This window comes from Lysobacter sp. Soil_N_23, assembly GCF_057656135.1.
The window spans coordinates 71,311-97,114 of the sequence record NZ_JBDGKY010000004.1; the positions used below are offsets into that span (position 1 = coordinate 71,311).

Here is a 25,804-nt window from a genome sequence, read left to right on the forward strand (position 1 = left end):
GGTTGTAGCGCATGATCATGCCTGTACGCACCGCCGCCGACCTGATGCCGCTGCTCCCGGAGCTGGTGGTGATCCTGGGCGCGTTCGCGCTGCTGATGCTCGACCTGTTCATCGACGAGCGCCGCCGCGTCATCAGCCACGTCTTCGCCATCGCCGTGCTGGCGGTCGCGACGACGCTGATCGCCTGTGGTGTCGGCGAGCACGGCACTGTCCTGGGCGGCATGTTCGTGCGCGACACGGCAGCCGACGTGATGAAAATCACGATAGGCATCGTCTCGATCCTGGCGATGATCTACACCTGGCCGTACCTGCGCGCCCGCGAGTTGTACAAGGGCGAGGTCTCGGTGCTTATGCTGTTCGCCACCGCCGGCATGATGTTCCTGGTGTCGTCGGGCAGCCTGGTGATGGTCTACCTCGGCCTGGAAATGCTGGCGCTGTGCTCCTACGCACTGGTCGCGATCGACCGCGACAGCCCGCTGGCCTCGGAAGCGGCGATCAAGTACTTCGTCCTCGGCGCGCTCGCCTCGGGCCTGCTGCTGTACGGCCTGTCGCTGATCTACGGCGCCACCGGTTCGCTGCAGCTCGACCAGATCGCCACCGCGGCCCAGGCGAAGATCGCCGACGGCTCGTCGCTGATGCTGATCACCGGTGTGGTCTTCGTCGTCGCCGGCATCGCCTTCAAGTTCGGCGCCGCGCCGTTCCACATGTGGCTGCCGGACGTCTACCACGGCGCGCCGACCCCGATCACGCTGTTCATCGGTTCGGCGCCCAAGCTGGCCGCGTTCGGCATGACCTACCGACTGCTCGAAGTCGGCGCGGCCCCGTTCGAGGACCAGTGGCGCCTGCTGCTGGCCGGCATCGCGGTGCTGTCGCTGGCGATCGGCAACCTCAGCGCGATGGTGCAGAGCAACCTCAAGCGACTGCTGGCGTACTCGACCGTGTCGCACGTGGGTTTCCTGTTCGTCGGCCTGGCCGGCGGCGGTCGCGAAGGGTTTGCCGCCGCACTGTTCTATGCGATCAGCTACGCGATCATGTCGGCGGCAGCCTTCGGCGCGATCGTCGTGCTGTCGCGTCGCGGTTTCGAGGCCGATCGCATCGACGACTACAAGGGCCTCAATGCCCGCAGCCCGTGGATGGCCGGCCTGGTGCTGTGCGTGATGGCCTCGCTGGCCGGCGTGCCGCCGTTCCTCGGCTTCTGGTCCAAGCTCGCCGTGCTGCGCGCAGCGCTGCAGGGCGACATGCTGTGGCTGACCCTGGTCGGCGTGGTGTTCGCCGTGGTCGGCGCGTTCTACTACCTGCGCGTGATCAAGGTGATGTACTTCGACGAGCCGGAAGGCCCGCCGATGGAGCCGAGCAGCGACCGTCCGCTGCGCATCGTGTTCGGCGTGAATGCACTGGCGCTGCTGGCGCTGGGCCTGGCGTGGAGCCCGATCATGGCGTGGTGCCAGCGCGCATTCGCAGGCTGATCCGAAGTTGATTTCGCAGGCCCTGAACAGAAAACTCTGAATCGGGCTTGCGAAGATTCGCGTCACACGTTAACATTGTCGTTCTGGTGCGGGGTGGAGCAGTCTGGCAGCTCGTCGGGCTCATAACCCGAAGGTCGCAGGTTCAAATCCTGCCCCCGCTACCACTATTTGAAGTCCTGCCTGCTCCGCAGGATTTCGCGAAAAAAGCAAAACGGTGATCTCGGTAACGAGGTCGCCGTTTTTGTTTGCCACGAGTACGGCGAGGACTTCTCCGCCCATCAACTCCAGCAGCGCGTCGCGCGCTCTGGCGAGTCTTCCTCGTCCAGGCTGCCGGTGATCCGGTGACATGCCGAGGGCCGGTGCTGCTTGGCCACGGACACGCGCGGCCTCAAGCGGGCATACTGTTCGGGTTGGTGTGTATAATACACACCATGACGAGCGCGGAACTGATCAAGGAAATCGTGAAGGCGGGTTGGGTGCTGGATCGAGTGAATGGCTCCCACCATGTTTTCCGTCACCTGTCGCGCTCCGGAATCGTTGTGGTCCCGCACCCGAAAAAGGATCTCGGCAAGGCCTGATCGCGGCGATTCGCCGTCAAGCTGGACTGTAGGAGGTACCCATGCGCTATCCCATCGCAATTGAACTCGGCGACGACGAGCACGCATTTGGCGTCGTTGTTCCGGACCTGCCGGGTTGCTTCTCGGCCGGTGACACCTTGGACGAAGCCATGACCAACGCCGAGGAAGCCGTTGTGCTCTGGATCGAAGCAGCCTTGGACCAGAACCGCGAGATTCCCGCTCCCTCGCTGGTGGCGCGCTGGGCCGACGATCCTGACTACTCCGGGTGGACGTTCGCCGTGATCACGGTGGACCCTTCAGCGTTGGACGAGACCATCGAGCGGGTGAACATCACGCTCCCGCGCCGCGTACTGCATCGCCTGGACCGGCGCGCCCAGGCCGAAGGCGAGTCGCGGTCGGGATTCATCGCGCGCCTGGCAATCGGGAACGCGGCGTGACTGCCCCATGATCAGGGAGTGGAGCGGCGAAGCGCGGGTTGGTACGGGTGTGCGTAGCCAGGTTGTATCGATGAACCGCCCTAACCTTTGCTGAAGCAAACGAAGCGGTGATCTCGGCAACGAGGTCGCCGTTTTTGTTTTTCGGGCCCGCGGCTTTAGGACGGTTCTCATGGTTGGGGCATCTCGTCGCGTGTTTCCATCGCCTTGACTCGGCAGGCGTCATGGAAGGTCCTGCTTCATTGCAGTCGGAGCCAAAGCTGACGTGCAGGCATCAAGTCAGGACGACGCCCGCCGCGCGACCAGTGCTGCGTGGACTTCGCCAGGATGGTCGCGAGGTGGGAAGGGTGATGGCGGAATTGAAAGTTGCTGCGACAGGCGGCCTGGAGACCGGATGCTGGGAACGGTCTCGCATGTCCTGCTGATGGGAGTGGTGGCGCTTGCCTTGGTGCCCGCGCCATCGCGGGCCACTTGCACCGCCACACCTGGCTCGTTCGCAACCGCCAGCTACGCCTTTCCGTCGACGATCATGGTGCCAAGGGATTTGCCAAACGGCACCCAGGTCGCGTCGCTCGAACGTGCCAATCCGTCCATGGTCACGATCACCTGCAGCGGGGATCCGTTTGGCGTGGTCAACAGCGTGGGACCCACGCCGGGCCCTGGGCAGACCAGGATGCCGATTGGAACTACCGGGCTGTCCTGGGAGTGGAGCTATCAGTTCAGGAACGTCTTCGAGACGAGCTACGGCACCAGCACGCTCAACGGTTCGCACAGTTCGAGGATGAGCTCGGTGCAGCGCCTGGTGCTGGTCAAGACCGGGCCGGTCGCGGCAGGTACGGTCGTCCCCGCCGGCGAGCTGGGCAGGCGCCGATACGGATTGCTGGACATCTGGGCGGTACGGCTGAGCACTGCGATCACCGTGGTCTCCCCGTCGTGCACGACGTCCGACGTGTCGGTGCCGATGGGCTCGCACAGGGCCTCGGAACTGTCTGGCCCCGGCAGTTCCGGCCGCGGGGTTTCCTTCTCGATATCCCTGGCGTGTTCCTCAGGCCTCAGTCGCATCCGCTATCGGGTGGATCCGGTGACCACGGTGATCAACAGCTCGCAGTCGGTGGTCGCCCTCGCTGCCGGTTCGACCGCTTCGGGCGTGGGACTGCAGTTGCTCGACGCAGGCGGGAACGGCCCGCACCCGTTGTCCGTTTTCCAGTTGCTCACGGGGGGCGCCGGGGCAGGTGCCCGCGAGATCCCGCTGCGTGCCGGCTATTACCAGACAGCAGCGCAGGTGGTCGGGGGAACGGCCAATACCGCGCTTACATTCACGCTGGCGTATGAGTAGTGGCTCGGGAGCTGATCCAGGCGGGGTTGCGGCGGGGCTGCGGCCCGGTTGCCGGTCCCGGACCCAACAAGCCCGTTGGCGCGCGCCAGGGTTTGCACCATCCCGGGGCAACCCGGTATCACGTGCGGCCTGGCGGTTTGGTGACCGGTCCCTCGGGATGCTGGCCCAACCCCCGCTACCAGCTTCGGCCAGGGCCCCGTGCCCTCGGACCATCCGGAATCCGGGTGGTCCCAAGGCCAAAGGCCGGGCTTTGTGGCCGCGCCCAGCGCGACCACGCCGACATCCAGCTGTACGGACAAGGGGCCCGCAAGGGCCCTTTTTCGTTGTTCGTGGCTTGGTTCGTGGTCGCACGTGCTTGTCGCAAGACCGGGTCAAAGGTTGCATGTAATTCAGTCCCTGGATCGGCTGGCAGTCGTTTTGGCCGGTCCCTGGAGCGTTTATCGCGATTGTTTCTCGCGGGGTCGTACGCGTGTGCCGTCACCAAGGGAGCACTCGACCTCAGATGGGTGAGTCGCACTGCCGGCTGGTCTGTGAGGCCGCCATTGCCCCGGATGATCTCCAGCACGCGCACCGGCATCTCGACACCAGGTCGATTGACTAACGAAGCTACGGCGGTTTCGGGAATTGCTGACGCGTCGATAGGTAAGAACCCGACGCCGCTTGTCCCGGCCAGTTGCCTATTCTCTCCCGGCCAGAAATTGGATTGCTGGCGTTCCAAGTACCACGCAAAGGAGAAACGGAATGCGTTTGCTGAATTCGAATGAACTCTCGCTGGTATCGGGTGGTGGATCACACGTTTCGCAACAAGCACGGCGAGTCTGCCAGGGGCTTCCCAACAGTGCCACCGTAACCATTACACACACCTCCAACGGAAATTTCGGCCCGTCCTGGGGAGGAACTGGTGCTGGTATGACTCAGGTTGTCACAGTCAACTGTGGGGACTTGAGGGGCGGTAGAAGGAGCTCAGGCGCTTCGGGAAGTTGGGGAGGGGCATCCGGCGGTTGGGATCCAAAGAGGCAAGAACTTGAGTGGCGCAAGAAGAATCCGTAACCGCTGACCGCGCCATGGGAAGAGTCAATCCCATGTTACTAGTAGCCCGTCGCGCCCTCTGGGGCGGGCTACTTTTTGGCATGGTCTGCATACGATGCTCCGCGGAAGCCCGGGTAGACGTCCAAATTGATCGGGATGTTTGGTCGAAAGCGGAGCAGGTCCAGTGGCCAAGCGACAACAGAACAGTGAGTGTTTTGTTCAATAGTCGGAAAAGCAGCCGAATCTGTGAGAAGTCGTTGGCAGAAGGCGTGGCCGATACGCTGGAGAGCCGGGGAATCGTCATCGGAAGAGCTTGTGGTCGACTATGGGTGCTTATGCCACCACTTCGCGGCCCATTGTCAGAAGTGGACTTGCGCAGGATTGCTGCGCATGAGGCGTTTCACGCTGCGATGCTGGCAACGATTCGTCGAGTTGGATTGGAAACGGGATTGTCGGACGAAGTGGCCTCAGGAGCTTCTCCTCGTCACGCGGATGCATTCTTCTCCGAGGTGATCACGGCGATTTCCTTCGCTGATGGGAAGCGCCTAGAGGAGGACGCATGCCTTCAACTGGCATCGTCATACTTCGGTCTAGATGAAGTTGGTCGTGCCTTCGCGAATCATGCGATGCAAACCGAATGGCCGGCAGAGTTCTACATGCGGAAGACAGATCTCCGCGACTCGGACGATAGCTATGACGAATTCCGGAGTCGCGCCGGAGACCTGCCTTACCGCGCAGGGGGGCACGCAATGATCTATATCGACCGGTCCCTGGGGAGGCGTCGTTGGCAGGATCAGTTCTTGGAAGGCGTTGCGATCGTAAATATTCTGTTCGATGCCATGGGATGCAGAAGATTGGATTTGCGTGAGCCCATTGTGACCGTCAAGGGGCAGCTAATGGAGCTGACGGCGGACTGAAGTCTTGATCGACCAAGGCATTGATTCCGCTGGTCAAGAATCAACCAAGCATGTCATCCGAGGCGGATCTCTTGTGCAGGATTGCAGTTGACAAAAGGAAGGTCGTGATTGACGGATTGCGCGTGGATTTTCGCAAACGTAGGGACGTGGACGTCGTCCTCCAATCCGAAACCGCTGAGTGCGGATTGGCGTGTCTGGCCATGATTGCCAGGTGGCATGGTTGCCACATTGACCTGTCCTGTCTGCGACGGAAGTACTCGGTTTCCCTTCGCGGTATGGATCTGGAGAGGCTTGTAGGCCTGGCCGAACGAGTGGGGCTTCAGTGCCGGGCACTCAAGCTTGAGCCTGCGGACATCCCGAAACTTGACTTGCCCTGCGTGCTTCACTGGGATCTGAACCACTTCATAGTGCTGGTTCGGGTGCTTCGAGATGGCTATGTAGTGAACGATCCCGCGCATGGGCGGCGAAAGATTCGGCCCCGCGAGATGTCGGATCATTTTACAGGGGTAGCGCTGGAGTTCTCTCCAGCCATGGATTTCAAGCCTCAGAAGAGAAGCAAGGGGCAAGAGGTATCCCTGGCTGAGTTGATTGGGCCTGTGTCTGGCGTTAGGAGGGGGCTGTTGCAGTTGCTGATGCTATCGGTGGGCCTGCAGGTCATCTCGATCTTCTCGCCGCTGCTCATCCAGGGGGTGATGGATCATGTTCTCGTTACCGCGGATCACAGCCTCCTTGCGCTGATCATTCTGGCATTGTCTGTTTCCATGGCTCTGCAAGTTGCAATCAGCATGGCTCGATCCTGGGCACTACTTCGCCTGTCTTCGACTGTCGGGGTTCAGTGGCTTGGAAATGTCGTCGGACATTTGCTTCGCCTGCCGATGCAGTTCTTCGAGAGGCGGCATCTGGGCGACATTGTTTCTCGCCTGGATTCGATTGGCGCATTGCAGCACGCCTTGACCGCAGGTTTGGTTGGCGCGGCCCTCGATGGCCTGATGGCGATACTCACGTTCGGCGTGATGATCTTCTACAGTGTCCCGGCAGCATGTGTGACGCTGCTGGCGGTGGTGGCTTATGGAGCTGTCCGCATTGTTTTGCACAGACCGCTGCGACTTGCGAGTGAGGATCAACTCCTGAGGGATGCGAAAGAAAGCACATACCTGATCGAGTCCATTCGCGGGGTTCAGTCGCTCAAACTGGCCGGAAGGCTCGGGGCGCGACATTCCGCTTGGCTCGGCCTGGCAGTCGCTTCGCTTAACCAGAATGTAGTGGTCACAAGAATCGGCCTGCTATTTGATGCATCGAGTCAGATCATATTCGGTGTCGAGCGAATTGCCCTTGTTGGTCTTGGAGCATGGCTGGTGCTTGAGAGGCACTTTTCCGTAGGCATGCTGATCGCCTATCTAGCTTACAAGGATCAGTTCATCGAACGCGTCAGTGCCCTGATCGATGCCGCCGCCCAGTTGCGCATGATGCGCGTCCATGGCGACCGACTTGGCGATATCGTGCTCTCGGCACCCGAATGCAAGGACCGATCAGGACTCCCCGACGTGCGGATGGATGGGTTCGGAATTCAGGTAGACAGGCTCGGGTTTCGCTATGGGGACGGAGAATCTTGGGTGCTTCGGGATTGCAACTTCAATATTGACTCGGGTGAAGTCGTTGCAATTGTCGGAACTTCAGGTTGCGGGAAGTCAACGCTGGTCAAGTTGATACTTGGCCTGGTCGATCCGACCGAGGGGTCGATCAAGATTGGCGGAGTGGATATTCGGCGCCTGGATCTGGACTGCTATCGCGAGATGATCGGAGTGGTGATGCAGGATGACCACCTTTTCGCGGGATCCATCTATGACAATATTGTCTTCTTCGATTCGCACGGGAGTATTGACCTGGCAGAGCGAGCAGCGCGCCTTGCAGGAGTCCACGACGAGATCGAGTCCATGAGCATGGGCTATCAGACGCTGATAGGTGAGCTGGGAAATAGTCTATCTGGCGGGCAGAGGCAGCGGTTGATACTTGCAAGGGCGCTGTACCGGAACCCAAGAATCCTCATTCTGGATGAGGCGACAAGTCACCTGGATGTTTCGTCCGAGCGTGTGGTGAACGATTCGATTCGAGGCATGAGTTTGACCAGGATCATCATCGCCCACCGTCCTGAGACAATTGAAAGCGCTGATCGGGTTTTGGCGGTCGAGAATGGACGTGTCGTTTCCGATGTGCGGCGTTGTGGAATAACTGTCTAAGGGCAATCCTGCTTTTGATTATGAGCGATCTGTTTCGCCCTGAAGTTGTGGAAGCAAAGCGTGTAGGTTGGCTTGGCGGTATTGTGTTGGTGCAGCCTCTGCGAGCCTGGTTGCTTCCGGTGGCGGTGGTGATGGTGTCGCTGGCCGCAATCACGTTGCTTTTCGTGGGAGAGGTTTCTCGCAGGTCGAGAGTGAAGGGTCTGCTTGTGCCTGATCTTGGCCTTTCGACGGTCATCACTCAGATTCCCGGTGTCGTCGAAAGTGTAGTGCCGGCAGAGGGAGAGCGCGTCAAGGCGGGGCAGCCGTTGATTGGTATCGATATCTCGCGGTCGATGTCTTCGGGAGAGAATTCGGTTCGCCGCCTGCTCAACGAGTTGAGCAAGCGGGATGCGGTTGCCAAAGCGTTGGCTTCTTCCCAGATTGAACAGATCGAAACCAAGCGATCATCGATCGGGGCGCAGTTGCAACTTGGGCGCATTGAGTTGGCTCACTTGCAAGAGTCGGTGGGAAATCGGCGTCGTCAATTGCGCTTGCGGGAGGCTACTGTCGATCGTTTCCGCCGAGTTGCAGAGGACGGCTTCTTGAGCCAAGTCCAGCTGGCTCAGGAGGAGCAGGTGCTCTTGGAGTTGGTTGACGGGCTCCATTCGCTTGAGCGTCAAAGAGTCACGCTTGAGCGTAGCTTGGTTCAGATGGAGTTGGCTCGCGACGAGTTGCGTGCGCAGCGGGCTGAGATCGAGGCAAGGGCACTTGGCGAGCGGGCCTTGCTGAGCCAGGAACGGGTCCTGGGGGAAATCAATGGCCAGGTACTGCTCAAGGCACCGATCTCCGGCATCGTTGCGAGTCGGCTGGTCGAGCCAGGCCAATTCGTTCAGGCCGGGCAGGCGTTGTTGAGCCTTGTGCCCGCGGGGTCAACGTTGCAAGCGCAGTTGCTGGTGTCGAACGAGGCGGTCGGCCAGGTGCGTCTGGGTGGTTTGGTGCTGTTGCGGTACCAAGCGTTTCCTTATCAGAAGTTCGGCCACCACAGGGGGCGCATCATCAGAATCAGTCGTAATGCCGTTAATCCGGGTGAGTTGGCCTCCGCAGTCAGTCTGGATCAGCCTGGTCAGCCGTATTACCGCGTGGTCGTCGCATTGGACTCGCAAGGGATGAATGCCTTCGGCGGACCTGAACATCTGCGGCCAGGAATGCTTTTGGAGGCGGACATCGTGGGTGAGCGCCGAAGATTGTATGAGTGGCTCTTTGAGCCGGTGCTTTCTTTGCGCGGGAGGCTGGCTGAATAGGTCGAGCCGCCTCCTCGTCAGTATCCAGGGTGCTCCAGAAGTGAGCTGATGCGTCTCGGGAGGCAGCTCGCTGCGCCGAGGCGCGGCGCGGATCCCCCGTCAGCTGGGCCTGCCTACAAGGGTTTGCACCATCCCGGGGCAACCCGGTATCATGTGCGGCCTAGCGGTTTGGTGACCGGTCCCTCGGGACGCTGGCCCAACCCCCGCTACCAGCTTCGGCCAGGGCCCCGTGCCCTCGGACCATCCGGAATCCGGGCGGTCCCAAGGCCAAAGGCCGGGCTTTGTGGCCGCGCCCAGCGCGACCACGCCGACATCCAGCTGTACGGACAAGGGGCCCGCAAGGGCCCTTTTTCGTTGTTCGTGGCTTGGTTCGTGGTCGCACGTGCTTGTCGCAAGACCGGGTCAAAGGTTGCATGTAATTCAGTCCCTGGATCGGCTGGCAGTCGTTTTGGCCGGTCCTTGGAGCATTTATCGCGGGAGTCGTACGCGTGTCTGATAAAGCTGTCGAAATCGCCAGGCTGCTCACCCCGACCGTCCAGTCGCTGGGGGTCGAGCTGCTGGGCGCCGAATACCTGCCGGCTCCGGGCAGCGCGGTGCTGCGTCTGTACATCGACGTGCCCGCCGGTCAGGAGACGGACGCGGACGGGCAGCCGCGCTCGGTCACGATCGAGGATTGCGAGGCGGTCAGCCGCGAGGTGTCCGCGCAGCTCGACGTCGAGGATCCGATCAGCGGGATGTACACGCTGGAAGTGTCGTCACCGGGTATCGATCGGCCGCTGTTCACGCTCGAGCATTACCAGCGCTTCCTCGGCGAGACCGCGAAGGTCGGCCTGAAGTTGCCGCAGGATGGACGTCGCCGCCTGACCGGGAAGATCGCCCGCGTCGATGGCGACACCGTGGTGTTCCAGATCGACTCGGTCGACGCGAACGAGTTCGCTGTCGCGGTCGGCAACATCGACAAGGCGCGCCTGGTCCCGGATTGGGCCGCCTTGGGATTCGCTCCGGTCAAGCCCGGAAAAGACAAGCCTGCACAGGGCGCGCCTGCAAAGCGCCGTCCTTTGAAAGGCAAGAAGTAATCAACCTTGGTAACCACCCAATTGCCGACGGCGCACCAGCGCCAACGTGCGGAGTAACGAGATGAGCAAGGAACTGTTGCTGGTCGTGGATGCAGTCGCCAACGAGAAGGGCGTGCCGCGTGAAGTCATCTTCGAGGCCATCGAGGCTGCGTTGGCTTCGGCCGCGAAGAAGCGCTATCACGACGAAGACGTGCTCGTGCGCGTCGCCATCGACCAGAAGGACGGCAGCTACGAGACCTTCCGCCGCATGGAAGTGGTCGCCGACGACGTCGTCATGGAATCGCCGGACCGCCAGATCCGCATGATGGACGCGATCGACGAAGTCGAGGGCGTCGAGGTCGGCGACTACATCGAAGAACAGATCGAGAATCCGGAGTTCGGCCGCATCGCCGCCCAGGCCGCCAAGCAGGTCATCGTCCAGCGCGTGCGCGAGGCCGAGCGCCAGCAGGTCGTCGACGGCTGGAAGGATCGCGTCGGCGAGCTGGTCACCGGCGTGGTCAAGCGCGTGGAACGCGGCAACATCTATGTCGACCTCGGCGGCAATGCCGAAGCGATCATCCCCAAGGACAAGGGCATCCCGCGCGACGTCCTGCGCACCGGCGACCGCGTCCGCGGTTACCTGTTCGACGTGCGCAGCGAGCCGCGCGGCCCGCAGCTGTTCATCAGCCGCGCCGCACCGGAGTTCATGATCGAGCTGTTCAAGCTCGAGGTGCCGGAAGTCGGCCAGGGCCTGGTTTCGATCAAGGCCTGCGCACGCGATCCGGGCGACCGCGCCAAGATCGCCGTGCTCGCCCACGACAACCGCACCGATCCGATCGGCGCCTGCATCGGCATGCGCGGTTCGCGCGTGCAGGCCGTGAGCAACGAGCTCAACGGCGAGCGCGTCGACATCGTGCTGTGGTCCGACAACCCGGCCCAGTTCGTCATCAACGCGATGGCGCCGGCCGAAGTGCAGTCGATCATCGTCGATGAAGAAAAGCATTCGATGGACCTGGCCGTGGCCGAGGACCGTCTGGCCCAGGCGATCGGCAAGGGCGGGCAGAACGTGCGCCTGGCCAGCCGCCTGTCGGGCTGGCAGCTCAACGTGATGACCCAGGACCAGGTCACCGCCAAGTCCGAGGCCGAGCAGACCGCCGCCAAGTCGCTGTTCCAGGAAAAGCTCGAGGTCGACGAAGAGATCGCCGGCATCCTGGTCTCGGAAGGCTTCAGCACGGTCGAGGAAATCGCCTACGTCCCGGTCGGCGAGCTGCTCGCCGTCGAGGGTTTCGACGAGGACATCGTCGAGGAGCTGCGTTCGCGTGCCCGCGACGCGCTGCTCAACGAGGCCCTGGCCGCGGAAGAGGAGCTCGACGAGCACCAGCCGGCGGCCGACCTGCTCGAACTGGAAGGAATGGACGAAGCCACCGCCTACGCGCTTGCCGCGCGTGGCGTGGTGACCCGTGACGACCTGGCCGATATGGCGACGGACGAGCTGACCGATATCGAAGGTATCGACGAAGCCCGTGCTGCCGCCCTGATCATGGAAGCGCGCAAGCACTGGTTTGAATGAATACCGCTTAGTTCTGACCGGCCCAGTGCCGCAGGTCTAGAATGACGCCCACACGCGCGGGACTCGTCCCGCGCAACGAGGACACGGAATCCGAATGTCGCAGCAAACCACCATCCGCAAGCTGGCCGAACTGGTGAACACGCCGGTCGAGAAGTTGCTGGAGCAGCTGGCCGAGGCCGGCATGACTTTCAGCGGCCCCGACCAGGTCGTGACCAGTATCGAGAAAGTCAAGCTGCTCGGCTTCCTCAAGCGCGCCCATGGCAAGACCGAAAAGGTCGAAGCCAGCGACGACGCTGCGAAGAAGATCACCCTCAACCGCAGCCGCAAGCAGGAAATCACTGTCGGCGGCGGCAAGAACAAGACCACGGTCGACGTCGTCGTGCGAAAGAAGGTCACGCTGGTCAAGCCCAGCGAAGGCCAGTCGCCGGGTGACGAGCGCGCCGAGATCCTGCGCAAGCTGGAGGAATCCAAGCAGCGCAACCTTGCCGAGCAGGAAAAGCTGGCGGCCGACGACAAGCGTCGTGCCGACGCCATCGCGGCCACCCGCCGCGAGGCGGAGGAAGCCGCGCGCCTGAAGGCCGAGGAAGAGGAGAAGGCGAAGCTCGCCGACGCCAGCGTTCTCGTCGCCGACGAGGATGCGCCGGCTGCCGTGCGCAAGCCGCCGAGCACGCACGGTCACGGCCATCCGCCGGCCAAGCCGGCCGCACCGCGCGCCGCCGAACCGGCACGCGGCGCTCCGGCGCACAAGACCCGCGGTTCGCATGCGATGGTTGCCGGCGTCGAGGACGACGACCGCACCAACCGCTTCGCCGGCCAGATGCACCTGAGTGCTTCCGATCGCGCGCGCCGCACTACCACCACGCGCGGCAAATCCAGGCCGACGCGCCGTCAGGCCGAGCAGAGCCGTTCCGGTAGCGGCTTCACCCGCCCGACCGCTCCGATCGTGCGCGACGTCGCCATCGGCGAGACGATCACCGTGGCCGACCTCGCGCAGAAGATGGCGCTCAAGGGCGGCGACGTGGTCAAGGCGCTGTTCAAGATGGGCGTGATGGCGACGATCAACATGTCGATCGACCATGACACCGCCGCGCTGGTGACCGAGGAACTCGGCCACAACGTGGTCAAGGCCGATGCCGGTTCCGCCGAGGACGCACTGCTGGCCCACGTCGAAGAGTCGCAGGGCGACAAGATCGCGCGTCCGCCGGTGGTCACCATCATGGGTCACGTCGATCACGGCAAGACCTCGCTGCTGGATTACATCCGCCGCACCAAGGTCGCCTCCGGCGAAGCCGGTGGCATCACCCAGCACATCGGTGCCTACCACGTCGAAACCGACAAGGGCGTCATCAGCTTCCTCGACACCCCGGGCCACGCCGCCTTCACCTCGATGCGTGCCCGCGGCGCCAAGCTGACCGACATCGTCGTGCTGGTGGTGGCCGCCGACGACGGCGTCATGCCGCAGACCAAGGAAGCCGTGCAGCACGCCAAGGCGGCCGGCGTGCCGCTGATCGTGGCGATCAACAAGATCGACAAGTCCGACGCCGATCCGCTGCGGGTCAAGAACGAACTGCTCAGCGAAGACGTCGTCGCCGAAGACTTCGGTGGCGAGACCCAGATGGTCGAGCTGTCCGCCAAGACCGGCCTGGGCGTCGACAACCTGCTCGATGCGATTTCGATCCAGGCCGAAGTGCTGGAACTGCGTGCGGTCGCCACCGGTCGCGCGACCGGCGTGGTGATCGAATCCTCGCTCGACAAGGGCCGTGGCCCGGTTGCGACCGTGCTGGTCCAGCAGGGCGAGCTGAAGAAGGGCGACTACCTCGTCTGCGGCGTGCAGTACGGCCGCGTGCGTGCGCTGTTCGACGAAACCGGTTCGCAGGTTCCGTCGGCCGGCCCGTCGATCCCGGTGCAGGTGCTCGGCCTGTCGGGCGTGCCCGATGCCGGCGACGACTTCGTCGTGGTCGAGGACGAGCGCCTGGCCAAGGACGTCGCCCAGCAGCGTGATGCCAAGCGTCGCGAGTCGCGCCTGGTCGCCGCCGCGGGCAACCGCATGGAAGACATCATGGCGCAGATGGGCAAGGGCGAGGGCCAGCTGAGCCTCAACCTGGTCATCAAGGCCGACGTGCAGGGTTCGGTCGAGGCACTGCGCCAGTCGCTGACGGCGCTGTCCAACGACCAGATCCGCATCAACGTGATCAGCTCCGGCGTGGGCGGCATCACCGAGTCCGACGCCAATGCCGCGGCGACCGCCAAGGCCACCGTGATCGGCTTCAACGTGCGCGCCGATGCTTCGGCACGCAAGGTGATCGACTCCTACGGCGTCGACCTGCGTTACTTCTCGATCATCTATGACGTGATCGACCAGGTGAAGCAGGTGGCCTCGGGCATCCTCGGCGTCGAGATCCGCGAAGAGATCATCGGCACCGCCGAAGTCCGCGACGTGTTCCGCAGCTCCAAGTTCGGCGCGGTTGCCGGCTGCATGGTGGTCGAGGGCGTGGTCAAGCGCCACAAGCCGATCCGCGTGCTGCGCGACAACGCCGTGGTCTTCGAGGGCGAGCTGGAATCGCTGCGCCGCTTCAAGGAGAACGTCGACGAGGTGCGCAACGGCACCGAGTGCGGCATCGGCGTGAAGGCGTACAACGACGTCAAGCCCGGCGACCAGATCGAGTGCTTCGAGCGCATCGAAGTCCAGCGCACGCTCTGATCAGGAGCCCGCAGACCATGCCGACCAAGTCGTTCCACCGCACCGATCGCGTTTCCGCCCAGCTCCGCAGGGAGCTGGGCACGATCGTGCACCAGGCCGTGCGCGAGCACGGCCTGCCGTCGGTCAGCGTGTCCGATGTCGAGATCACCCGCGACCTGGCCCATGCCAAGGTCTTCGTCACCGCGTTGCAGCAGGAGCGTTCGCGCGAGGCCGTCAAGGCGCTCAAGGAACTGGCTCCGCAATTGCGATTTCAGCTGGGCCGCGCGGTGAAGATGCGGCACGTGCCCGAGCTGCATTTCCACTACGATGACTCGGTCGATCGTGGTGAGCGCATCGACAACCTGCTGCGTGATGAGGCCGGCCCTGCGCCGGCGGATGACGACGCAGAGAGCTGAGATTCCTAAGCCCCTCTCCCGCTCGCGGGAGAGGGGTTGGGGTGAGGGCAAGAGCGAAAGCCTCCCCTCATCCGCCCTTCGGGCACCTTCTCCCGCAAGCGGGAGAAGGGATTGAGCCACGCCCCCCAGTTGCAGCCGTCCCGCATCCGCGGGAACTTACGCGCATCCCAGCGACCGATTCGCACGATTCCCGGACCTGATGAGAAAGAAGCCCCGTACCGTGTTCCGTGCGCTCGACGGCATCGTCCTGCTGGACAAGCCGCAGGGCCTGAGCTCGAACCAGGCCCTGCAGCAGGTGCGCCATCTGTTCCGCGCCGAGAAGGGTGGCCACACCGGCAGCCTCGATCCTTTGGCCACCGGCCTGCTGCCGATCTGCTTCGGCGAGGCGACCAAGATCGCCGGCCTGTTGCTCGGATCGAGCAAGGCCTACGAAACCACCGCGGTGCTGGGCCTGACCACCGACAGCGACGACGCCGACGGCGCGCCGCTGCTGCAGCGCCCCGTCCCCGAACTCGACGACGCCACCCTCGAGGCGGCACTGGCACCGATGCGCGGCGCCATCCGCCAGCGCGCACCGATCTACTCCGCGCTCAAGCAGGGCGGCGAACCGCTGTACGCCAAGGCTCGCCGCGGCGAAACGATCGAGGCCCCCGAGCGCGATGTCGTCGTGCACCGCTTCGACCTGCTTGGCCGCGAGCAGGGCGTTGACGGCGTCCGCCTGCGCCTGCATGTCGAATGCGGGTCCGGTACTTACGTGCGCAGCCTGGTCCGCGACCTCGGCGAGGCGCTGGGCTGCGGTGCCCATGTCGCCAGCCTGCGCCGGCTCTGGGTCGATCCGTTCAGCGAGCCGCGGATGTTCACGCTCGACTCACTGCGCGAGATCGCCGCCCAGGGCGAGGCCGTGCTCGACGGCTGCCTGCTGCCGATCGAGGCCGGCCTGAGCGCCTTCCCGCGGGCCGCGATCGACGCCGAGGCGGCGCTGCGTTTCGGCCACGGCCAGACGATCGACTGCGAAGCTGGCGATGACGGGCTGGTCGCTGTCTACTCGCTCACCGGGCGCTGCCTGGGCCTGGCCCAGCGCGAGGGCGGCAAGCTCTCGCCGCAGCGCCTGTTCCGCTGGGCGGCGGCCGCGACCCGCGAGCCTGAACAGCCGGTAGCGCCTTCGGCCTGAATGGCCAAACGCTTGTCGGTTGTCACAATTCAGGTCGCAATCGCCGGGGCGGGCTGATACAATTTCGCCGCTTTTCAAGCACTTCAGCATTCCCTTCAGCACCATTCCAGAAAACGGCGGGCCAAGCGGTGCTTTGGCGCGGATTCCACGCGACCGATTCGCTTCTGCAGGCCACGCATCTACGAGGCAATACAACGATGTCCATCGACACCAGCAAAGTTATTGAAGACAACAAGCGCGGCGCCAACGACACCGGTTCGCCGGAAGTCCAGGTCGCCCTGCTGACCGCACGCATCGAGCAGCTCACCGGCCACTTCAAGGTCCACAAGCAGGACCACCACAGCCGCCGCGGTCTGCTCCAGATGGTCAACCGCCGCCGCAGCCTGCTCGACTACCTCAAGCGCAAGGACAACGAGCGCTACAAGGCACTGATCGAGAAACTCGGCCTGCGTCGCTAAACGCACTACCCACCGCGGCGCAGCGATGCGCCGCGGTTTGTTTTTGAGGCCGCAAATCGGCCGACCGGAGCGGGGCAGGGGCCCCGACCGGACCGCATCGAAACGATAGGAACCCAACGTGGCAAAAATCACCAAGACCTTTCAGTACGGCAACCATCAGGTAACGCTGGAAACCGGCGAGATCGCCCGCCAGGCCGGCGGCGCCGTCCTCGTCAAGATGGACGACACCGTACTGCTGGTCACCGCCGTGGCTGCCAAGAGCGCGCGCGAAGGCCAGGACTTCTTCCCGCTGACCGTGGACTACCAGGAGAAGTTCTACGCTGGTGGCCGCATCCCGGGTGGCTTCTTCAAGCGTGAGGGCCGTGCGACCGAGAAGGAGACGCTGATCTCCCGCCTCATCGACCGCCCGATCCGTCCGCTGTTCCCGGAAGACTTCCGCAACGAAGTCCAGATCATCGCCACCGTGATGTCGATGAACCCGGAAATCGACGGTGACATCCCGGCGCTGATCGGCGCTTCGGCTGCCATGGCCCTGACCGGTGCACCGTTCGACGGCCCGATCGGCGCTGCCAAGGTCGGCTACAAGAACGGCCAGTACCTGCTGAACCCGACCGTGTCCGAGCTGGCCGACTCCGAGCTGGAGCTCGTCGTCGCCGGTACCTCCAACGCGGTGCTGATGGTCGAGTCCGAAGCCAAGGTGCTGTCGGAAGACGTGATGCTGGGCGCGGTGATGTTCGGTCATCGCGAGATGCAGAAGGTCATCAACATCATCAACGAACTGGTCGTCGAAGCCGGCACCAAGTCGTGGGACTGGAAGGCTCCGGCCAGGAACGACGCCCTGATCGGCGCGCTCAAGGAAGCCGTCGGCACCCAGCTCGAGCAGGCCTTCCAGGTCCGCGACAAGCTGCAGCGCCGCGACGCCATCAGCGCGATCAAGAAGGACGTGCTGCAGTCGCTGGCCGGCCGCGCCGAAGCCGATGGCTGGAGCACGGGCGAGCTGTCGAAGGAGTTCGGCGAGCTTGAGTACCAGACCATGCGCAACTCGGTGCTCAGCACCAAGGTCCGCATCGACGGTCGCGCCCTCGACACCGTCCGCCCGATCGCCTCGAAGGTGAGCGTGCTGCCGCGTACCCACGGCTCCTCGCTGTTCACCCGCGGCGAGACCCAGGCGATCGTGATTGCGACGCTGGGCACCGCGCGTGACGGCCAGATCATCGATGCCGTCTCGGGCGAGTACAAGGAACACTTCCTGTTCCATTACAACTTCCCTCCGTTCTCGGTCGGTGAAGCTGGCCGCATGATGGGCCCGAAGCGTCGCGAAATCGGCCACGGCCGTCTCGCCAAGCGCGGCGTGCTCGCCGTCATGCCGACGATGGAAGAGTTCCCGTACACCATCCGCGTCGTCTCGGAAATCACCGAGTCGAACGGTTCCTCGTCGATGGCATCGGTCTGCGGTTCGTCGCTGGCGCTGATGGACGCGGGCGTGCCGATCAAGGCACCGGTCGCCGGCATCGCGATGGGCCTGGTGAAGGAAGGCGACAACTTCGTCGTCCTGAGCGACATCCTGGGTGACGAGGACCATCTCGGCGACATGGACTTCAAGGTGGCCGGTACCTCGGAAGGTATCTCGGCGCTGCAGATGGACATCAAGATCCAGGGCATCACCGAAGAGATCATGAAGGCCGCTCTGGCCCAGGCCAAGGCCGGCCGCCTGCACATCCTCGGTGAGATGGCCAACGCCATCACCACGCCGCGCGGTGAGCTGAGCGAGTTCGCGCCGCGCCTGCTGACGATGAAGATCCATCCGGACAAGATCCGCGAAGTGATCGGCAAGGGTGGTTCGACCATCCAGGCCATCACCAAGGAGACCGGTACGCAGATCGACATCCAGGACGACGGCACCATCGTCATCGCTTCGGTCAATGCCGCCGCCGCCCAGGCTGCGAAGGCACGCATCGAGCAGATCACCTCCGACGTCGAGCCGGGCCGCATCTACGAGGGCAAGGTCGCCAAGATCATGGACTTCGGTGCGTTCGTGACGATCCTGCCGGGCAAGGACGGTCTCGTCCACGTGTCGCAGATCTCCAGCGAGCGCGTGGAGAAGGTCTCCGACAAGCTCAAGGAAGGCGACGTGGTGAAGGTCAAGGTGCTGGAAGTCGACAAGCAGGGCCGTATCCGCCTGTCGATCAAGGCCGTCGAGGAAGGCGAGGGCGTGCCGGCCGAGTAAGCCGCGCTGCCGCATCGCTGGAATCTGGAAAAGCGGGCTTCGGCCCGCTTTTTCTTTGTCACCGTCATCCCGGCGAACGCCGGGATCCAGGCCCGTAACCTCTCCGGTCCATCACGTCATTCGGCTTGTGTCTGCGGTATGGCGTCGTCCGCCGGGCCGGGGCTTGCTCCGCCCCTTCGTCGGACATCCTGTCCGAAGGCGGGGCGTGGGCCATCCATGGCCCACTGCTGCGCAATCCCCGGCCCGGCGGACGACGCTCTGCCGTGTCATTTCCCGGTCTTCGATGAGTGCTGAAAACCGTCATCCCCGCGAAGGCGGGGACCCCGCGTCGTTGCTCGTCATTCCCGCGAAGGCGGGAACCCATGGACGTTGCCCAGGATGACGGCGATTGGCCGTCAGGCCACGAACCGCAGCGTCGTCGTAGTCCCATGCCCCGCATCGGAGGCAATGTCGAGCTTCCACCCCAGGTGCTCGCACAGGCGCGAGATCAGATCCAGGCCGATGCCGCCGCCGTGGCGCTCGCCGCCGCCGCGCGCGACCTTGGCATAGATCTCGCTGATCTCCTCCGGCGTCATGCCGTGCCCCGGGTCGTCGATGACGACGGTCGCAGGTGCTTCGAGGCGGACGGAGATCTCGCCACGATCGCTGTGTTCGATGGCGTTGCGCAGCAGGTTGCCGATGGCCGCCTGCACGATCGGCAACGGTGCCAGGATCTCGCAGGGCCGCAGGGCCGCCACCGTCACGATGAGGTCCTTGTCCTGGGTCAGGTAGCGGTGGTCGTCGACGATCTCGGGTAGCAGCTGGTCCAGCTCGACGTGATCGCTGACGCGGGCCAGCCGCGCCGGATCCTTGGCCAGCACCAGCAGCAGCGAGATCAGCTGTTCGACGTCGCGGGCCGTGCGCTGGATGCGGTTTAGCTGGCCGCGCGTTCCGGCGGGGACGTCTGCCTGCTGCAAGGCAATCTCGCTGGCGCCGGCGATCACCGCGATGGGCGTGCGCAACTCATGGCTGGCGCTGTCGATGAAGGTGCGCTCGCGCTCGACGAAGCGGTCGTTGCGCTGCAGGTAGTCGTTCAGTGCATCGGCGATCACCACCAGTTCGGCGCTGGCCGACTCGGGCACGACGATGCGCTGCCCCGGTTGATCGGGTTGAAGGCGGGCGATGTCCTGGGCGACGTTGCTCAGCGGGCGGACCAGGCGGTTGACGCTCCAGGCGATGGCGATGCCGAGCAGCACGACCATGGTCACCGCCGAGCCGATCACCGTCAGGCTCATGTCGAATTCGCGCTGCTCCAGGTCGGTGATGTCCAGTGCCAGCATCATCGGCCGGCCGTCCTGCTCGCGCACCAGTACCACGCGCTCGACGCCGTCGAGCATCACGTCGTCATGCACACCCGGACCGAGCGAGCGCAGCGCCGGCGGGATGTCGGCGGGATTGCGGCCGTCGAACAGGGCGATGTTGGACGTATCGACCCAGCGGTAGTCGGGGTCCTTGTGGCTGAGTTCGCCGATGTGGTCGAGCTCGGCGTTGAGCAGGCTCTGCCAGACCAGTTGCTCGGCGTGCTCGTTGACCAGGAATCCATGCAGGATCACCGCCACGGTCAGCACGACCACATAGCCGAGCAGTCCCAGCAGGATGCGTCTGCGCAGGCCCGAACGTGGTGTGCTCATCGGTGCTCGTCCGGAGCGGGGTTGGACTCCGCGGCCGCGCCCTTGTCGGCTATGCGATAGCCCACGCGTGGCAGCGTCTGGATCAGCTTCACGTCGAACGGGCCATCGACGCTGCGGCGCAGTTCGTAGATATGCGAGCGCAGCATGTCGCCGTCGGGCGGCTCGTCACCCCACAGAGCGTGCTCGAGGCGATCGCGCGTGACCGCTGCAGGGCTGGCCAGCATCAGCACTTCCAGCAATTTGCGGCAAGCCGGGTACAGGTGCAGGGTCTTGCCGGCGCGTGTCACATCGAGCGTGGTGAGGTCCAGGCGCAGATCGGCGACCTTCAGGACGCGGCTACGTCCGCGACCACTCGCCCGCGCCACCAGCGCTTCGAGCCGCACTTCGAGTTCGGGCAGGTCGAACGGCTTGGTCAGGTAGTCGTCCGCACCGGCGCGGAACCCGGCGATCTTGTCGGGCAGTTCGTCGCGCGCGGTCAGCATCAGCACCGGCATGTCGCGACCGGCATCGCGCAACCGGCTCAGCACTTCGCGACCGTCCATGCGCGGCAGCCCCCAGTCCAGGACGATGGCGTCGAAGTCCTGGGTGATGGCCAAGTGGAGCCCGGTGGGGCCGTCGGGCGCTGCGTCCAGTGTGTAGCCGCGCGCTTCGAAGTAGTCGAAGAGGTTGGCGATCAGGTTGCGATTGTCTTCCACCACCAGCACGCGCATAGGCAATCGCCCTTTCCATCCACAGCGGTTCGTTCCACGAGCTGGCAGCGGGCATACCGCGGCCAGCCCTGCAGTGTGGGCTTGCGCCCGTCGGAAATACGTCAGAACGGCACGACGATACTCCGTGCCTGCGTCGACGGCGCGTCTTCGTAGTCGGCGTCGGCAGGCCTGGCGCCGCATCGGTTTGCGCGGACGCTGAACGAACACAAACAAACTTGCGCCTGGTGGCGGCAACTCCCACCGCTTTCCGACAACCCGCTGCCGATCATCGCCGCCGTTCCGTCCGGAACGCGTCCCGTCGATCGATCCCCAGCCTGATGAACAACTCACCTTCGATGAAGTCCAGCGCCGCCAGCGGCTCGCCCCGGTGGCTGCTGCCGCGCCCTTCGCTCCGACAGGGCGGCCCCGGCCCGCGCTTCTATCTGCTTCACGCCTGGCTGCCGTTGATCGCGTTCGCGGCGATGGTGCTGTGGACGATGGTGCTCGGTGGCGACCAGTGGCTGGCCGACCGCATGTACGCCTGGCAGGGCAATCACTGGCAGCTGCGCCACGACTTCGTTACCCAACAGCTCATCCACCGGCTGGGGCGCGACGTCAGCACCATGGCATGGCTGACGGTGCTGGCAGCGTGGATCGTCGCGCGCACGCGTCCGGGTTGGGGCTCGCTGCGGCGGCCGCTGGCTTACCTGCTGGTGTCGGTTGCGGTGTCGACGGCGCTGGTGGCCTGGGTGAAGTCCTGGTCGAACATGGACTGCCCGTGGGACCTGGTGCGCTACGGCGGCGCGCGCGAGTACGTCGGACTGTTCGCGATGCGTCCGCTGGGCCTGTCGCGCGGTGCCTGCTTTCCGGCCGGTCACGCCAGCGGTGGCTACGCCTGGTTGGCGCTGTACTTCTTCCTGTGGTCGGTGCGTCCGCGCTGGCGCTGGCTGGGGCTGGCCGTCGGCGGCGTTCTGGGGCTGATGTTCGGGTTCTCGCAGCAGCTTCGCGGCGCCCACTTCCTCTCGCATGACCTGTGGACCCTGGCGATCTGCTGGGGCACTGCGCTCGGCCTGTTCCTGTGGTTCCGACGCCGTCCGATGGTGACCGAAGCCGCGGCCGTGCCAGCCCGTGCATCGGTGGAGGCTGCGCGATGAGCTCGGTAGTCCGCAGTCGTCCGCAGTTCCTCGGCTCGCTCGCGCAGCAGTTCCGGCAGTTCCTTGCCGTCGGCCCCGAGATATCGGTGGAGACGCTGGCGCTGGCCGCAGCGTCGTTCTTCACCCTGTTCTGCAACACCGCGTTCTTCCGCGAGGTGATCGCTCTGGGCGCGCTGCATGGCGTACGCGGCATCGGCACCGGCGCCAGCCTGGTGGTGATGATCGGCGCGCTGAACATGCTGCTGCTGTGCGTGCTGCTCAATCGCTGGACCGCCAAGCCGGTACTGACCGTGTTGCTGCTGGTGACGGCGGCGGCATCGCACTTCATGAGCCAGTACACGGTCTACCTCGACGCCGACATGCTGCGCAACATCCTGCACACCGACGGCAAGGAGTCGGGCGAGCTGATCACGCTGGGCATGTTGCCGAGCCTGGTGGTGCTGGGTGTGCTGCCGTCGCTGTTGCTGTGGCGCGTGCGCCTGCGGCGGCGTCCATTCGGTCGCGCCATGCTGGTGCGCGCGGGCGTCATCGTGCTCGCGGGCGTGGTCGCCTCGGGTGCGGCGCTGGCATCGTTCCAGGACCTGTCGGCGCTGATGCGCAACCACCGCGAAGTGCGCCACCTGATCACGCCGGGCAACTACATCGTCTCGCTGGTGCGGGTGATGCGCGACGACCAGGCCGGTCGCAATCGGCCACGTACGCCCATCGGCACGAGCGCGAAGGTGGTCGGTCGCCCGGCCGGGGCCAGGCCGCGCCTGCTGGTGCTGGTCGTGGGCGAAACCGTGCGCGCCCAGAACTGGGGCCTCAACGGCTATGCCCGCGACACCACGCCGCAGCTGCGCCACATCGCCCCGATCAACTTCAGCAACATGACCTCCTGCGGTTCGGCGACCGAAGTCTCGGTGCCGTGCATGTTCTCGCCGTATGGGCGGGCGCACTACGACAAGGACAGGATCGAGCACTCCGAGAGCCTGCTGCACGTGCTCGATCACGCTGGCATCGGCACGCTGTGGCGCGACAACCAGACCGGTTGCAAGGGCGTCTGCGAGGGACTGGAGTTCGAGTCCTTCGAACACGCCACCGATCCGCAGAGCTGCACGGCCGAGGGCTGCATGGACGAGGTGATGCTCAAGGGACTCAGTGAGGCGGTGGCGAGCAGGAGCGGCGACATGGTCGTGGTGCTGCACCAATTGGGCAACCACGGTCCGAGCTACTACAAGCGCTACCCGGCGTCGCTGCGCCGGTTCACGCCGACCTGCGAGACCGCGGAGCTGGGCAAGTGCAGCCGCGACGAGATCGTCAACGCCTACGACAACGCGGTGCTGCACACCGACGACTTCCTGGCGCGGACAATCCGCCTGCTGGCCGAGCAGAGCGGCCGCGACACCGCGATGATCTACCTGTCCGACCACGGCGAATCCCTTGGCGAGAACGGCCTGTATCTGCATGGCGTCCCCTACGCGATCGCGCCCGACACGCAGACCCGGGTGCCGATGGTGATGTGGCTGTCGCCGGGCATGGCAGCTTCGCGCGGTATCGATCAGGGCTGCCTGAAGCGCGGGAGCGCCGCGCCGGTGAGCCAGGACAACCTGTTCCATTCGGTGCTCGGACTGATGCAGGTGAGCACGCCCGAGTACGATCCGGCGCTGGACCTGTTCCGCGGCTGCACTGCCAACGGCTGACCCATCGATTCACGTCCAAGTCGAATGTCATCCCGAGCGCAGCGAGGGATGACAGAACAAGGCTTGATCAGGGTTGCCTAGGCATGCTGTCCGGCGAACAGATCGCTCTGCGCATCGGCTTCGTCACGGTCGGCGAACCCCGACAGTCCGACGCCCACCAGCCGGTATTTGGTGCGCGCCGGCAGCGCCACTCGCGCGCGCAGGTCACAGGCGATGCGCGCCAGCTCCTGCAGCGACGACGGCGGCTCGGCGGGCGTCAGGCTCCGCGTTAGGATGCGGAAGTCCGACGTCTTGAGCTTCAGCACCACCGTGCGCGCGATGCGCGAGTCGTCGCGCGCCAGTTCGCGCTGGTAGCCCTCCCAGGTCTTGCTTGCCAGGCGCTCGATGTGCGGTTCCAGTTCATCGATCGGCAGGTCGCGTTCGAACGTGTCCTCCGACGAGATCTGCAGCGTCGGCCGTTCGGGCTGCACCGGGTTGTCATCGATGCCGAACGACAGCTCATGCAGGCGCCGGCCCCAGCGGCCGAAGTGCTGCTCCAGCACGGCCATGCCGAGCGTGCGCAGGTCGGCGACGTTGGCGATGCCGAGCTCGGCCAGGCGCTGCTCGCTGACCTTGCCCACGCCCGGAAGGCGCCCGACCGGCAAGGGCGCAAGGAAGCTCTCGACCTGGTGCGGGCGAACCACGAACAGGCCGTCGGGCTTGCGCCAGTCGGAAGCGATCTTGGCCACGAACTTGTTCGGGGCGACGCCGGCCGAGGCGGTGAGGTGGGTCTCTTCGCGGATGGCCGTGCGGATTGCTTCGGCGGTCTCGGTGGCCGTGGCCAGGCCGCTGCGGGTGCGGGTGACGTCGAGGTAGGCCTCGTCCAGCGACAGCGGCTCGATCAGGTCGGTATGACGGGCGAAGATCTCGCGCACCTGTCGCGAGACGGCCTTGTAGCGCACGAAGTCCGGCGGCACGAACACCGCCTGCGGACACAGGCGCTCGGCGCGTACCGCGGGCATGGCCGAGCGCACGCCGAACTTGCGCGCCTCGTAGCTGGCCGCACAGACCACCGAGCGCGCTCCACGCCAGGCCACGACCACCGGCCGCCCGCGCAGCGACGGGTCGTCGCGCTGCTCGACCGACGCGTAGAAGGCGTCCATGTCGACGTGGAGGATCTTGCGGGCGGGGGCGGACAAGGCTGGAGCGGCGGAAGCGCACGACGGCCGGATCAGGGTGGCCTGTTAGTCATAATACTAACGGCTTGCAACGGCTTCCGCCATCCGCGAAACGAGGGTTCAATCCGGTTGCGCCAACCCGGGCTGCGGGTGTTGCTTGACCGCGCCGCGGCGGACGCGGACGTGATCGTCCAGTTGCCGGCGCAGCGCGTTGAAGGCGTCGCGGACGGCGACGTAGGCGTCTTCGTGGCTGTGGTCCTTCGGAGGCGTGCGTCCGGCGTCGAACGTCGCCCCGGCCAGCAGCGCGTGGATACGAACCAGGTAGCGGTTGCCCTGCTGATGGCGCTGCTCGGCATGGCGCACCGCAACGTCGAATGATTGCAGGCGCGGTGCGAACTGCAGCAGTTTGTCAGCGTGGCGCTGGATGTCCTCGCTCAGCGCCTGTGATGGCGCCATTCCCTCGAATCGGATCGTGACGTCGGCTTGCATGATTGCCTCCATGGTCTGTCGGATGTGTTCGCGTCCGTATCGAACGCGCCTATATTGGGAGCCGCTGCCGCCCGCGCTGCTTTGACGCAGGTCAAGTCCGCACCGGCGC

20 protein-coding genes and 1 tRNA gene are annotated in these 25,804 nt (G+C 64.6%); 17 read left to right on the top strand and 4 right to left on the bottom strand.

Translation table 11 applies throughout. The features are described from left to right. Positions 1 to 11 precede the first annotated feature (11 nt). The 15 genes from nuoN to pnp all read left to right on the top strand — a co-directional run bounded on the left by nuoN (position 12) and on the right by pnp (position 18,854). Positions 12 to 1,466 (top strand): NADH-quinone oxidoreductase subunit NuoN, encoded by a 1,455-nt coding sequence (nuoN, locus tag AC3A3X_RS04670; RefSeq protein WP_487581880.1) that lies wholly within the window; start codon positions 12 to 14, stop codon positions 1,464 to 1,466. A gap of 87 nt (positions 1,467 to 1,553) precedes the next feature. After that, a tRNA-Met gene (locus AC3A3X_RS04675) sits at positions 1,554 to 1,630 on the top strand. Positions 1,631 to 1,897: 267 nt separating this feature from the next. After that, the gene (locus AC3A3X_RS04680) at positions 1,898 to 2,044 is read left to right on the top strand and encodes a type II toxin-antitoxin system HicA family toxin (protein ID WP_487581881.1); all 147 of its coding nucleotides are present in this window, start codon (positions 1,898 to 1,900) and stop codon (positions 2,042 to 2,044) included. A gap of 41 nt (positions 2,045 to 2,085) precedes the next feature. After that, positions 2,086 to 2,481, top strand: a complete 396-nt coding sequence (locus AC3A3X_RS04685) for a type II toxin-antitoxin system HicB family antitoxin (RefSeq protein ID WP_487581882.1) — start codon at positions 2,086 to 2,088, stop codon at positions 2,479 to 2,481. Between the two features lie 391 nt (positions 2,482 to 2,872). Next, entirely contained in the window at positions 2,873 to 3,814 is a 942-nt protein-coding gene (locus tag AC3A3X_RS04690; RefSeq protein ID WP_487581883.1) for a fimbrial protein, read from the top strand. Between the two features lie 1,235 nt (positions 3,815 to 5,049). After that, positions 5,050 to 5,760 (top strand): hypothetical protein, encoded by a 711-nt coding sequence (locus AC3A3X_RS04695; protein ID WP_487581884.1) that lies wholly within the window; start codon positions 5,050 to 5,052, stop codon positions 5,758 to 5,760. 146 nt (positions 5,761 to 5,906) lie between these two features. After that, positions 5,907 to 7,997 carry a peptidase domain-containing ABC transporter gene (locus AC3A3X_RS04700; protein WP_487582000.1) on the top strand — a complete coding sequence of 697 codons (2,091 nt, stop codon included), beginning with the start codon at positions 5,907 to 5,909 and terminating at the stop codon, positions 7,995 to 7,997. A 20-nt stretch (positions 7,998 to 8,017) separates the two neighbouring features. After that, the gene (locus tag AC3A3X_RS04705; RefSeq protein WP_487581885.1) at positions 8,018 to 9,277 is read left to right on the top strand and encodes a beta-barrel domain-containing protein; all 1,260 of its coding nucleotides are present in this window, start codon (positions 8,018 to 8,020) and stop codon (positions 9,275 to 9,277) included. Positions 9,278 to 9,765: 488 nt separating this feature from the next. Beyond that, positions 9,766 to 10,353: a ribosome maturation factor RimP gene (rimP, locus tag AC3A3X_RS04710; protein WP_487581886.1), complete on the top strand. Its 588-nt coding sequence runs from the start codon at positions 9,766 to 9,768 to the stop codon at positions 10,351 to 10,353. A 61-nt stretch (positions 10,354 to 10,414) separates the two neighbouring features. Then, positions 10,415 to 11,902, top strand: a complete 1,488-nt coding sequence (gene nusA / locus AC3A3X_RS04715; RefSeq protein ID WP_200604918.1) for a transcription termination factor NusA — start codon at positions 10,415 to 10,417, stop codon at positions 11,900 to 11,902. A gap of 94 nt (positions 11,903 to 11,996) precedes the next feature. Then, positions 11,997 to 14,603, top strand: coding sequence for a translation initiation factor IF-2 (gene infB, locus AC3A3X_RS04720; protein ID WP_487581887.1), 2,607 nt, complete (start codon positions 11,997 to 11,999; stop codon positions 14,601 to 14,603). A gap of 17 nt (positions 14,604 to 14,620) precedes the next feature. Further along, positions 14,621 to 14,998, top strand: coding sequence for a 30S ribosome-binding factor RbfA (gene rbfA / locus AC3A3X_RS04725; RefSeq protein ID WP_487581888.1), 378 nt, complete (start codon positions 14,621 to 14,623; stop codon positions 14,996 to 14,998). Between the two features lie 199 nt (positions 14,999 to 15,197). Then, entirely contained in the window at positions 15,198 to 16,169 is a 972-nt protein-coding gene (truB, locus tag AC3A3X_RS04730) for a tRNA pseudouridine(55) synthase TruB (protein WP_487581889.1), read from the top strand. 197 nt (positions 16,170 to 16,366) lie between these two features. Further along, positions 16,367 to 16,627 (top strand): 30S ribosomal protein S15, encoded by a 261-nt coding sequence (gene rpsO / locus AC3A3X_RS04735; RefSeq protein ID WP_115858221.1) that lies wholly within the window; start codon positions 16,367 to 16,369, stop codon positions 16,625 to 16,627. Positions 16,628 to 16,745: 118 nt separating this feature from the next. Beyond that, positions 16,746 to 18,854 (top strand): polyribonucleotide nucleotidyltransferase, encoded by a 2,109-nt coding sequence (gene pnp, locus AC3A3X_RS04740; protein ID WP_487581890.1) that lies wholly within the window; start codon positions 16,746 to 16,748, stop codon positions 18,852 to 18,854. A gap of 395 nt (positions 18,855 to 19,249) precedes the next feature. On the opposite strand, the gene AC3A3X_RS04745 is transcribed toward pnp, so the two are convergent. Then, a complete protein-coding gene (locus AC3A3X_RS04745) occupies positions 19,250 to 20,524 on the bottom strand; it encodes a sensor histidine kinase (RefSeq protein ID WP_487581891.1) in 1,275 nt (424 codons plus the stop codon). Continuing rightward, complete coding sequence (locus tag AC3A3X_RS04750) at positions 20,521 to 21,234, bottom strand: response regulator transcription factor (RefSeq protein ID WP_487582001.1); 714 nt, start codon at positions 21,232 to 21,234, stop codon at positions 20,521 to 20,523. The genes AC3A3X_RS04745 and AC3A3X_RS04750 overlap by 4 nt, the downstream gene beginning before the upstream one ends. Positions 21,235 to 21,695: 461 nt before the next feature. Between AC3A3X_RS04750 and AC3A3X_RS04755 the strand changes: the two genes are divergently transcribed. Both AC3A3X_RS04755 and AC3A3X_RS04760 read left to right on the top strand, forming a co-directional pair. Next, complete coding sequence (locus AC3A3X_RS04755) at positions 21,696 to 22,367, top strand: phosphatase PAP2 family protein (RefSeq protein ID WP_487582002.1); 672 nt, start codon at positions 21,696 to 21,698, stop codon at positions 22,365 to 22,367. After that, entirely contained in the window at positions 22,364 to 24,049 is a 1,686-nt protein-coding gene (locus AC3A3X_RS04760) for a phosphoethanolamine transferase (RefSeq protein ID WP_487581892.1), read from the top strand. Before AC3A3X_RS04755 ends, AC3A3X_RS04760 begins: the two co-directional genes overlap by 4 nt. Positions 24,050 to 24,126: 77 nt before the next feature. Here AC3A3X_RS04760 and dinB read toward each other — a convergent pair whose 3' ends face one another. Further along, positions 24,127 to 25,227 (bottom strand): DNA polymerase IV, encoded by a 1,101-nt coding sequence (gene dinB, locus AC3A3X_RS04765; protein ID WP_487581893.1) that lies wholly within the window; start codon positions 25,225 to 25,227, stop codon positions 24,127 to 24,129. A gap of 99 nt (positions 25,228 to 25,326) precedes the next feature. Then, positions 25,327 to 25,695, bottom strand: a complete 369-nt coding sequence (locus AC3A3X_RS04770) for an HPF/RaiA family ribosome-associated protein (RefSeq protein WP_487581894.1) — start codon at positions 25,693 to 25,695, stop codon at positions 25,327 to 25,329. Between the last annotated feature and the right edge of the window lie 109 nt (positions 25,696 to 25,804).